Here is an 11,848-nt window from a genome sequence, read left to right on the forward strand (position 1 = left end):
AGGAGGAATCATATGTTAGCGACGTTGGGATTTTTAACAATTGCGGTATTTTTATTCTTAATTTTAACGAAAAAGGTTTCGGTCATTGTGGCATTAATTATTGTTCCGTTAGTATTTGCCTTAATAGGAGGCTTTGGTGCAGAAATCGGCCCTTTGATGCTTGAAGGGATTCAAAGTGTAGCGCCAACGGGAATCATGTTAGGGTTTGCCATCCTATTTTTCGGTGTCATGAACAATGCAGGCTTATTTGACCCGATCATATCTAGAGTGCTAAAAATGGTTAAAGGTGATCCATTAAAAATTGTAGTTGGAACAGCAGTTATTGCAATGGTTACACACTTAGACGGTTCTGGGGCATCAACGTTTTTAATTACGATTCCAGCTCTCTTGCCATTATATGAAAAATTGAAAATGAGCCGTTTAGTTTTAGCAGGTGTTGTTGCTTTAGGTGCAGGGATTATGAACATGATGCCATGGGGAGGACCGGCGGCACGAGCAGGAAGTGCGTTAGGATTAGACCCAAGTGCGATTTTCTCTCCTCTTATTCCAGCGATGATTGCAGGGATCATTTGGGTATTATTTGTCGCATATATTCTTGGAAAACGAGAAAGAAAACGTTTAGGAGTGCACGACTTCGAATACAACTATCAACAAGAACTATCCGATGAAGACCGCAAAATGCGCAGACCAAAATTATTTTTTGTTAACTTAGCAATTACAATTTTAGCTATTGTGGCGTTAATAAAAGTATGGCTGCCATTGCCGATTGTTTTTATGGTTGCATTTGCTGTCGCCTTGCTCATTAACTATCCAAAACCTGACGATCAACAAGAGCAAGTCAGAAGTCAGGCACTTGGTATGGTAACGGTTGTTTCTATTATATTTGCAGCAGGAATTTTCACAGGGATCTTAGGAGGAACAGGGATGATTGAAGCAATGGCCTTGGCGATGGTTAACATTATTCCTGAAGGGGTAGGCGGATCAATGGCTCTACTAGTAGCCGTGATTAGTATGCCGATCAGTCTTCTTTTTACACCGGATGCGTATTATTTTGGAGTGCTGCCGGTCTTAAGTCAATCTGCTGAAATGTATGGAGTCGCTTCGATTGAAATGGCGCGAGCTTCTATTTTAGGACAAATGACAACTGGGTTCCCGCTAAGTCCGTTAACCGCCGCAACGTTTCTCTTGATTGGTCTAGCTAGGGTAGAGCTTGGAGATCATCAGAAGTTTATTTTTAAGTGGGCGTTTGGAACAACGATTGTCATGGCGATTGTGGCGTGGATTACGGGTGCGATTTGAGTTAGTGTGGTAGAGTGTAGATCCCTTTGATATTGTAAGGGATCTATTTTTTTTGAAAAAAAATAGTAAGGGTGTCCATTAGCATTTAAAATTAAGGAGGGGAAACAGCATTTAATTTGGCCGAAATATTTTTAAAAATATAAGTTACTCTTCCCTTAGGCCTTACTTCCTTTACGAAGCCTAAAACGAATCCACAGTTCAATCATTACCAGATTCCCACCCCAACTTAACCAAATGGCTGATACATATCCGGCTGTAAAGTTGTCCAATGAATATCCTACAATTGCTGACCACATTTAATAAGACGGGAAATAGGATTTGAAGAAAAGTGGTAAGGGCACAACAAGGGGGAATGCTTAATGCTGTGATAGGGATAAAGAATCTGTAAGCTTATGAATAGATAAAAAGACTACCTATTATTTTTAAAAATAACGCAAAAAAAAGATCTAATTAGAGAAGAAGAATCTAATTAGATCTTATTTGTAAGTGCGAGAGTATATTTCAGCTAGTTCAGAATAAAGATCAATATTCGCTTGAATCAATTTCTTAAGGAATTTCTTCATTACGGAACCCTCCTCTTTATTTTTCATTAATATTATAACTTTTTCATTGTCAACCTTTCAATATCGGTGAAAACGGAAACAATAGGTGGTATAGAGCGATAAAACGGATTGAAAGCGATTGTATCTAACGAATTCAATTAAATTCTTGTTTTTTCGTCGTTTTTTATAGTCTAGGGAAGCGGATGTGCTTTAATGAGATTGTGAGAGAGAGAGGATTCCAAAGTCAATAAAGAACAAAATAAAACAGAAATGCAGGGGAAAAGTCCTTCATAAAGCCGATGAAGGACAAAACAAAATAAAAGTTCAGGGGAAATGGTTTTCATAAAGCCGATGAAGAACAAATCAAGGTAGATGTGCAAGGGAAAAGGCCTTCATCAGGGAAAATACGTTCTCTTTGTTTCCTTACTATTCAAAGGGATATGGTAAAGTTAGAATGTAATAGATTACTCCATACTTGTATTTTTTACTTAAACTACATAGAAAGGATCTATATTGTATGAATTCATACATATTAATGATTTTGGTTGTGATTATGTATTCAGGAAATATCCTAGTTGGTAAATTTATTAATGAATTATCCCCATTTACAATTGCATTTTTTCGTTTATTGATTGCATTTGTAGGATTGTTCCCTATTGGGTTTCACAGTGCATGGAAGCACCGCTCAACATTTTTGAAATATAAAAAGCCACTCTTACTTATGACCTTAACAGGTGTCACGTTTTTTAATACGTTCATTTACGGGGCGTTGCAATTTACGACGGCTTCAAATGTTGCGGTTCTTGAGACAGTCATTCCGGCCTTGACTGTGGTATTAAGTGCATTACTACTTAAAGAGAGACTGCAAGGAATTCAATGGAGTGGTGTTCTGATTTCAATAATTGGGGCGGTGTGGGTTGTAATTGATGGGAAAATTACAAACTTTCTTTTGATGAATTGGAATGTAGGTGATGTACTCATGATTGGAGCGATTATATGTTGGGCAATCTATTCGATAGTTGTTAAGCAATACATACATCTATTTCCCCCTTTTGGTTCTATTCTTGTCATGACAGGTATTTCAGTTTTTGTCTTACTTCCATTTGTCCTCATTGAGTGGTTTATAACAGGATTGCCAGTACTGGCAGCTACACCGTCGTATGTTATGAGTCTCTTATTTATGGGCATCTTCCCATCATTTATTGCTTTGATTTTCTTTAATCAGGCGGTTGCATCTTTAGGTGCCTCACAAGCATCAGTGTTTTTAAATTTGCTACCCGTTTTTACAATGCTAGGGGCCTACCTTTGGCTAGGGGAATCTATCTCAGGTATGCAAATAATCGGTGCATTAATAGTGATTTTAGGTGTAATGTTAACAACACAGGTTAGTAGCATACAAAGCAAGAATGAAAAGCTGTTAGAGTCTTAAGAGGAGAAGTGAAATAAGGGGACGGTTCCAAAAGAAACGCGGGAACCGTTCTTCGTTTCATAAAAGATGGCTAGGATTTCACCGTGGACGTAGAAAATTGTACTGTTAATTTTATGTTATAGGGACAGTAGGACTGTCCCATTGTCTGTGATATAATAGTAGAAACTTATCGAAATGTTATATTTAAAGGTAACAAGACTATGAAAATATAAATCTAATTTCGATTTAAGCTTTTTCCTATAATTATTTGCAATCTTTTTTACATAAAACAACGAAGAATTTGGAAGGGGATACATAATTGTGAACTCAAAATATTTAGATTTGTTGGCCCAAAAATATGATTGCGAAGAAAAAGTGGTCACTGAAATTATTAATCTAGAAGCCATTCTTAATCTACCAAAGGGTACAGAACATTTTGTTAGTGATTTACACGGGGAGTATCAAGCCTTTCAACATGTGTTAAGAAATGGTTCGGGGAATGTAAAAGGGAAAATAGAAGACCTTTATAAAAAGGTATTAACTGAAAAAGAGATTAAAGAATTTGCAACATTAGTTTATTATCCTGAAGAAAAAATAAAGTTAATTAAGAATGATTTTGATAATGAAAGAGAATTACATCAATGGTACACAGTCATCATTGAGCGTATGATTAATCTTATTTCTTATGCGTCTTCTAAATATACTCGCTCGAAATTACGAAAAGCATTGCCTGATCAATTTGTTTATATTGTAGAAGAACTTCTATACAAAACCGATGAATACACAAATAAGGAACCGTATTATACAAAAATTGTCCAGCAAATTATTTCACTAGGTCAAGCTGATAAGCTCATTATCGGTCTTGCTTATACGACTCAGCAATTGGTTGTTGACCATCTTCATGTAGTGGGAGATATTTATGATCGAGGACCTGAACCTGATAAAATTATGGATACTCTCATCAATTATCATTCCGTTGATATTCAATGGGGGAATCATGATGTCCTATGGCTAGGGGCTTTTTCTGGATCCAAAGTTTGTCTTGCTAACATTATTCGTATCTGTGCTCGCTACGACAATTTAGACATTATTGAAGATGTGTATGGAATCAATCTCCGACCACTTCTAAATCTTGCGGAAAAATATTATAACGACAATCCAGTCTTTAGACCAAAAGTACATTCAGATAAAAAAGTATCTGAGGAAGAACAATTACAAATTACGAAAATTCATCAAGCCATTGCCATGATTCAGTTCAAACTTGAAAGTCCTATTATAAAGAGACGCCCGGACTTCAAGATGTCGGAAAGGCTTCTACTTGAGAAAATTGATTATGACAGAAACGAAATAACGATTCATGGGGAAACATACCCACTAGAAAATACTTGCTTTGCGACGGTGAATCCGGAACAACCCGATCAACTGTTAGAGGAAGAAGAGCACGTGATGGACAAACTGTTATTTTCTGTGCAGCATTCTGAAAAGTTAGCTAGACATATGAATTTTCTTATGAAAAAAGGCAGTCTTTATTTAAGATATAACGGAAACTTATTAATACACGGCTGCATTCCTTTAGATGAAGAAGGCAATATGGAAAAAATGGTCATTGAAAATCAAACCTATGCTGGTCGTGAATTACTTGATACGTTTGAATATTATTTACGACATGCTTTTGCTCATCCTGAAGAGACAGATGATCTTGCGAAAGATATGGTTTGGTATTTATGGACAGGAGAATATTCATCACTATTTGGGAAAAGGGAAATGACGACCTTTGAAAGGTATTTCATTAAGGATAAAAAAACCCATAAAGAGAGAAAGAATCCATACTACCATTTACGTGAAAATGAAGAAATATGCAGCAAAATCCTAGCAGAATTTGACCTTAACCCTGATCAAGGTCATATCATAAATGGCCATACACCGGTTAAAGAAATTGACGGAGAAAATCCAATTAAAGCAAATGGAAAGATGATTGTCATTGATGGCGGCTTTTCTAAGGCGTATCAATCAACAACAGGGATTGCTGGATACACTTTATTATACAACTCCTTCGGTATGCAACTTGTCGCACATCAACATTTTAATTCAAAAGAAGATGTACTCATAAATGGAACAGATGTGTTATCAGTAAAAAGATTGGTAGATAAAGAATTAGAGAGAAAAAAGGTACTAGAAACGAATGTTGGAGAGGATATATTACAAGAACTCTCTATTTTGAATAGTCTGATGGAATATCGTTATATGAAATGATACCAATCATTCAAGGATGTCACAGGGGATGAGTGAGAATAATGATTAATAAAGTTGGATAAATAATGTTATATAATTATGCAAAAAAATAGAAAAGGAAGGATTAACTGTGCAAAAAATTACTCCCTGTTTATGGTATGACAATAATGCCGAAGAAGCAGTGAATTTTTATACGTCTATTTTTGGAAATTCAAAGGTTGGACAAATTGCTCGTCATAGCAAAGATACAGCAAAACCATCAGGACAGCCCGAAGGTAGTGCCATGACAGTAGAATTTGAACTTAACGGCCAGAAATTCTTAGCATTAAATGGTGGATCGCATTTTACTTTTACACCGGCGATCTCATTTATCGTAAATTGCCCGACGAAAGATGAGGTAGATGAGCTTTGGTCAGAGTTGATTGATGGAGGCAACGTGTTGATGCCACTTGATACATATCCATTTAGTGAAAGATATGGTTGGCTAGAGGATAAGTATGGTGTGTCGTGGCAGCTCATTTTTGCTAATGACGTAGAAGAGCAAATGATTTTACCGTCTTTGCTGTTTGTCGGTGACAAATGTGGCAAAGCCGAAGAGGCTATTCATTTCTACGTATCCATATTCGAAGATTCGAAGGTTGGAGGTATATTCCGATATGGTGCAAATCAGCTTCCGGACAAGGAAGGGTCGGTTATGTTTGGAGATTTCATGCTTGGAGGATATCGATTTGCCGCAATGGATAGCGCTCAAGATCATAAATTTTCATTCAATGAAGCCATTTCATTTATTGTGAATTGTGAGACGAAAGAAGAGGTTGATCACTACTGGGAAAAGCTTTCCGCTGTACCAGAAGCAGAGCAATGTGGTTGGTTAAAAGATAAGTATGGTTTATCGTGGCAAGTTGTCCCAACAGCTTTATCAGAATTCTTAAAAGATCCCAATAAATAAAAATCAGGAAGAGTTATGCAAGAGATGCTTCAAATGAAGAAGATTGATATAGAAAAATTACGGAAAGTATACAATGGATAGCTTATGGGACAAGAGGGGACAGCGGTATTGAACCCCTCTTGTCCCAAAGTTATTATTCGACTTTTCTCCTAAATATACGAACAAGTATAACTGGAACTTTGCATTCCTTGGCAAGGTCGATGTTACTAATTTTTGGATTTTTCTTGAGTGTTTTTTCTATACGTGCTTGGATGTCTTCTTTTTTCATTTAACACACCCCTTTCAAAAGGATTCATGACCATATTAGTTAATATCATTTCATTTCAAGTTAAAATATTGGCGGTGTAATGGCAATAACAATCGGTGAGTTCCAAACAGTAATCGTATCAACCACGGTATTCGTCGCTGTGTTGATTACGGATACAGTATCATCATCAAGAGTTGTCACATAAGCCCGTGCGCTCCTTATGCCCATTTTCATCTTCCTTTCTAAAGGTTTGATCTTTAGATTAAATGAAAGAAAAGACGTATTGACATACAAAAGGGCTATTATTCCTTAAAAAAGGAAATGTTTAATGGACACATTACAGAGGATAGTGTCCCAATAATGTCCGTTCAAAAACAGGTTTGATCTTTTAAAATATGTTTAAATTTTAACAAGTTGTTCCTTTAACACAATCTATTTCTGCTGACTGGTGAATACTTTGAACAATACTTTGGGATGGAATAGATGAAAAGGGGGACGGATTAAATTCATGACTCTAACCAATCGGATATAAATTTCTGGGTCAAAAGCTGAAAGTTGATATATTCTTTTACTGTACCACTGTTTAATCGGCTGTCCAAAAGGCCTATTCCCTTTAATATTAGGATGTCGAAATGCTTCTGTGATAGCCATGTTCCACGGGGTTGCAATCAACTTTGAAATTCTTTTTTGACATGTTTGAGTAAAACCTTTGTCGAGGTGCGTAACTTGTTGAAGACATCTTTGTAACTCTACAGCTTCCATCGCAGCGACAGAAATTCCTTGCCCGAAAACAGGATCAAAGCGACAGTGAGCGTCTCCAATTACCAAAAAAACATCTGGGATATGTCTTACTAGGTCGAAGCGCCGGCGTACTTGATAGGGAATTTTATGTACTTTAATCTCTGAAACAGGCTCTGCTTGTTCAAGAAAATGAAGCACGTCAGGGACGGGCAATCTTTTTGCGTAAGAGATAAATTCTTCATTTGTTTGCGGCGGGCTTTCATTGACGTAACCACTAAAAGTCACAGAGAAACGATTTTCTTCAATCGTTTGGATATATGCCCCATAAGGATTGTCAGGATAACTTGGAGAAATAAGGGTGTTACACCAATCTGGCTGTTCTTGGTTTTTTAGACGATATAATCTAGAAGCATAGAATAGTTGAATCCACACCTTTTCCTCTTTAACCTCTATATCATATGTTTTCAACCAGTCTATACTCTTTGAACCAAATCCACTGGTATCAACAACCAGATCTGCATAAAGTTCTTCTTCTGTTCTTGTTTTAAGGGATCTTACTCGCACTCCAGATAATTTGTTGTGCATACGGTCTCTTAGCAGTTGTTTTGCCACTGTTTCGTATCTAGTAGAAATATTGAGAACTTGATCAATACGTTTTTGTAAATGCCACTCAAGCATAGGTCGACTTTGTTGAACCATTATTAATTCTCCTGAAAATTGTTGTTTCCAGAAACCAAAATGATGCCATTTCAAATCTCTAGTAAAATCATTTAAAATACTTCCATCATCAGTTAATTCAGCGATGAACTGTGGGAATAATTTCTCAATTGCTTCTTCTCCTCCTTTCAGTAAGACATGAGGATGATAACTTTGTGGGACCCATTTTCTAGGTGTTTTTTCTTTCCATTCTTGACCTGCTTCCAAGATAATCACTTGTTGAAAGGAAGAGGACAAGGCTTTAGCAACTAGTTTTCCAGCAATACCTCCACCAATAACGATTGCTTTCTCAAGCATGCTTTTCCTCCAATCATCTATAATCTGTACTTTTTGCTAGTACAATAAGTACTTTAATTTCTTAATCTCTTTCTTTTTTTATTTTAAACTTTCCAGCATTGTTGCCAAGGTTTTTAGTCTTTAGCTCAATCCTTCTATATGCAAAAACATTAAAAATTATTCTAGATAACTTTTTCAGCTTTGCTCTATAAGAACTATTTAATAGTTACAAAACTACAACCTTATCTACCTATATTTCTTATTGAGTAATAGAGTGATCTGCTTCGAAATGGCTATGAATTCAATATAAACATAGCTTTTTAATAGCCTGTAAGGGCAATAGAATATCAAACGGGACGAAAAGACTAAAATTCAAAAATGTAATTGACAATGATTATCATTTTTAATAAGATTCACACAACAACAATTAATGATATTGATAATCATTATCGATATTGTTAATTGTTATTTAAGATAAGATTTTAAACAAGAAAGTGGGGAAACAAATGCAGGGCAACTTAAAAAATGAACAATATCTTGATTCCCAAGCTAATCGTGAGTCAAATGCTCGTTCTTATCCACGTCGTATTCCCATTGCAATTCGTGAAGCAAATGGGATTTATGTAAAAGATGTGGAGGGGAAAGTGTATATCGACTGCTTAGGTGGTGCTGGAACATTAGCGTTAGGACACAATCATCCTGTTGTCATAGAAGCGATTAAGAGAGTGTTGGATGATAAGCTGCCATTACATACATTAGATTTAACAACACCGGTAAAAGAAGAGTTTGTGGAAGAATTGTTTTCAAGTTTTCCTGAAGAGTTTGCTAAAAAAGCTCGAATCCAATTTTGTGGTCCGTCTGGCTCAGATGCTGTAGAAGCAGCCTTGAAGTTAGTGAAAACGGCAACGGGTAATAGAAGCATGTTGGCTTTTCAAGGTGGTTATCACGGAATGACCCACGGCTCTCTTAGCTTGATGGGGAATTTGGGACCGAAGAAGCAGATCCCTGGTCTAATGCCGGATGTACATTTCTTGCCGTTTCCATATGATTATCGCTGCCCGTTTGGTATCGGGGGAAAAGAAGGGGTAGAAATAGGTCAAACCTATATTGAACAGCTTTTGCATGATCCTGAGGGTGGCATTGTTCCTCCAGCAGGAATGATTATGGAAATTGTTCAGGGCGAAGGGGGAGCGATTCCAGCACCAGATAGGTGGGTACAGGAAATAAGAAGAATGACAAAAGAAAAAGGGATCCCTCTTATTATCGATGAAATTCAAACCGGCTTAGGAAGGACAGGAAAGTTATTTGCTTTCGAACATTCAGGAATAACACCAGATGTAGTCGTTCTCTCAAAAGCAATTGGCGGTTCGCTTCCTTTAGCGGTTGTTGTCTATCAGGAAGATTTAGATAAGTGGAACCCTGGTGCACATGCGGGAACGTTCCGTGGCAATCAGATGGCCTTTTCAGCCGGAACAGCAACGATTAAATTTGTAAAAGAAAATGGTTTATCTGAACATGCAGAAGAAGTCGGTACTCGTTTCATGTCACAGTTACATGATATTCAAGCTGAAACAAATTGCATCGGGGAAGTAAGAGGTCGTGGACTGATGATCGGGGTTGAAATTGTTGACAAACAACTTGCTGTCAACAAAATAGGGCAAAATGAGCGAGCTCATCCGAAATTGGCGAGTCGTATTCAGCAAGAGTGTTTCAAACGTGGATTGATTCTTGAGCTTGGTGGTCGTCATAGTAGTGTCGTTCGCTTCTTGCCACCTTTGATTATTACAGCTGAAGAAATTGATACTGTTAGTGAGATTTTTTTAGAAGCCATTAGGCATGCGGAAGCGTCGATGAAAGGGCGCTTAATTCAGGAGGTGTAAGGATGGCAATGAATCAAGTAGGTCTATTAGAAAGGGCGACAGAACAATCAATAACGAAGCAAAGGTTTGATCGTTACTTTTTGCATAGCAAAGAGGAAAGCATTGATTACTATGCTAAAGCAATGAGGTGGGCACAAGGGGGGTTCGTTGATCAGTTTTCTCGGAATGACAAGCCATACAGTGGATTGCCGCATAAAGAATTCACGAAACTTTTTAGTCAAACGTTTAGTGACATTTTACCTGAGGAGGAATCCCCCGTTGAAACATTATTCAAAAAAATTGGGGAAACCATCTTGAAGCATTCGGTTGTTGTATCTAATCCAACATGCCTTGCTCATCTTCATTGTCCGCCTTTAAGTGCTGCTCTTGCTGCTGAAGTGTTAATCAGTGGAACGAATCAATCAATGGATTCATGGGATCAAAGTGCCTCGGCTACTGTTGTGGAAGAAAAGATGGTTCGATGGTTAAGCGATTTATTTTTAAAATGCGATCGAGCAGACGGGGTCTTTACAAGCGGGGGGACACAATCTAATTTCATGGGATTACTTCTAGCTCGGGACCGTTACTTAAAAAAACAGTTGAATTGGGATGCACAAAGAGACGGACTACCGGTAGAAGCTAGTAAATTAAGAATCTTCTGCTCCAAAGATGCGCACTTTACCGTTCGTCAGTCTGCCTTTTTACTTGGATTAGGAGAGCAGGCTGTCGTTTCCGTGGAGACTGATAGCTGCCATCGAATGTGCGTAAACGATTTAGATCGTTGCGTAAAAGAAGCAGTCGAACAAGGCTTACTGCCATTTGCCGTCGTAGCAACAGCAGGGACAACGGACTTTGGAAGTATCGATCCTCTAGCGGAGGTAGCAAGTCGAGCTAAACGCTATCAAATGTGGTTTCACGTTGATGCTGCTTATGGAGGTGCACTTATGCTTAGTGAGCGTCACAAACATAAATTAACCGGAATTGATCTCGCTGACTCGCTAACAGTCGATTTTCATAAGTTGTTTTATCAGCCGATTAGTTGTGGTGCTTTTCTCGTAAAGGACAGGTCAAACTTTGATTTTATCAAGCTACATGCTGATTATTTAAACCCTGAGGACGATGAGGAGACGGGCATTCCAAACTTAGTAACGAAGTCGATTCAAACGACGAGGCGCTTTGATGCATTAAAGCTGTTTGTCTCTTTCCATGCTCTTGGTCGAAAAACGTTTGCTGACATGATTGATTATACGATTAGTCTAGCTCAGGAAACTGCAAAGGTGATTAATGAGGAACCTGATTTTGAGCTATTGAACGAACCTCAAATCAATGCCGTTGTTTTTCGGTACCGCCCTCAAGGAATGGAGAAATCAAACGATTCGGAATGGCTCAATCGATTAAACGGATTGATTCGTACCAAACTTTTGGAACAAGGCCACTCCGTTTTGGCACGAACCCGAGTTAACGAATCTGTTTACTTAAAATTAACGCTATTAAATCCTCGTACAACGATAGAGGATATTCAATCGATTGTAAGCCAAATCAAACATTTGATTCAAGTAGAAGCTCGTATATAGGAGA

General features: G+C 37.7%; 9 protein-coding genes. 6 read left to right on the forward strand and 3 right to left on the reverse strand.

Features of this window, described 5'->3' with window-relative positions; all coding sequences use genetic code 11:
• Positions 1-12 precede the first annotated feature (12 nt).
• From SAY88_RS10480 to SAY88_RS10495, 4 genes are all read left to right on the forward strand, one after another.
• Positions 13-1,299 carry a CitMHS family transporter gene (locus tag SAY88_RS10480; RefSeq protein ID WP_332631636.1) on the forward strand — a complete coding sequence of 429 codons (1,287 nt, stop codon included), beginning with the start codon at positions 13-15 and terminating at the stop codon, positions 1,297-1,299.
• Between the two features lie 1,059 nt (positions 1,300-2,358).
• Positions 2,359-3,270 (forward strand): DMT family transporter, encoded by a 912-nt coding sequence (locus SAY88_RS10485; RefSeq protein ID WP_332631638.1) that lies wholly within the window; start codon positions 2,359-2,361, stop codon positions 3,268-3,270.
• A 300-nt stretch (positions 3,271-3,570) separates the two neighbouring features.
• Positions 3,571-5,502 carry a fructose-1,6-bisphosphatase gene (gene fbp / locus SAY88_RS10490; RefSeq protein ID WP_332631640.1) on the forward strand — a complete coding sequence of 644 codons (1,932 nt, stop codon included), beginning with the start codon at positions 3,571-3,573 and terminating at the stop codon, positions 5,500-5,502.
• Between the two features lie 109 nt (positions 5,503-5,611).
• Positions 5,612-6,430 carry a VOC family protein gene (locus SAY88_RS10495; protein ID WP_332631641.1) on the forward strand — a complete coding sequence of 273 codons (819 nt, stop codon included), beginning with the start codon at positions 5,612-5,614 and terminating at the stop codon, positions 6,428-6,430.
• 133 nt (positions 6,431-6,563) lie between these two features.
• Here SAY88_RS10495 and SAY88_RS10500 read toward each other — a convergent pair whose 3' ends face one another.
• The 3 genes from SAY88_RS10500 to SAY88_RS10510 form a co-directional block, all read right to left on the reverse strand.
• Positions 6,564-6,698: a hypothetical protein gene (locus SAY88_RS10500; protein WP_332631642.1), complete on the reverse strand. Its 135-nt coding sequence runs from the start codon at positions 6,696-6,698 to the stop codon at positions 6,564-6,566.
• Between the two features lie 60 nt (positions 6,699-6,758).
• Positions 6,759-6,905 (reverse strand): hypothetical protein, encoded by a 147-nt coding sequence (locus SAY88_RS10505; RefSeq protein WP_332631644.1) that lies wholly within the window; start codon positions 6,903-6,905, stop codon positions 6,759-6,761.
• A gap of 204 nt (positions 6,906-7,109) precedes the next feature.
• On the reverse strand, positions 7,110-8,432 hold the full coding sequence (locus SAY88_RS10510; protein WP_332631646.1) for an FAD-dependent oxidoreductase: 1,323 nt from the start codon (positions 8,430-8,432) through the stop codon (positions 7,110-7,112).
• Between the two features lie 485 nt (positions 8,433-8,917).
• Here SAY88_RS10510 and SAY88_RS10515 point away from each other — a divergent pair, with 485 nt between their 5' ends.
• Together SAY88_RS10515 and SAY88_RS10520 are read left to right on the forward strand one after the other, a co-directional pair.
• Positions 8,918-10,291 carry an aspartate aminotransferase family protein gene (locus SAY88_RS10515; protein WP_332631648.1) on the forward strand — a complete coding sequence of 458 codons (1,374 nt, stop codon included), beginning with the start codon at positions 8,918-8,920 and terminating at the stop codon, positions 10,289-10,291.
• Positions 10,292-10,293: 2 nt separating this feature from the next.
• On the forward strand, positions 10,294-11,844 hold the full coding sequence (locus tag SAY88_RS10520) for a pyridoxal phosphate-dependent decarboxylase family protein (protein ID WP_332631650.1): 1,551 nt from the start codon (positions 10,294-10,296) through the stop codon (positions 11,842-11,844).
• Positions 11,845-11,848: the final 4 nt, after the last annotated feature.

The organism is Halalkalibacter flavus, assembly GCF_036663575.1.
GTDB lineage: Bacteria > Bacillota > Bacilli > Bacillales > Bacillaceae_D > Halalkalibacter > Halalkalibacter flavus.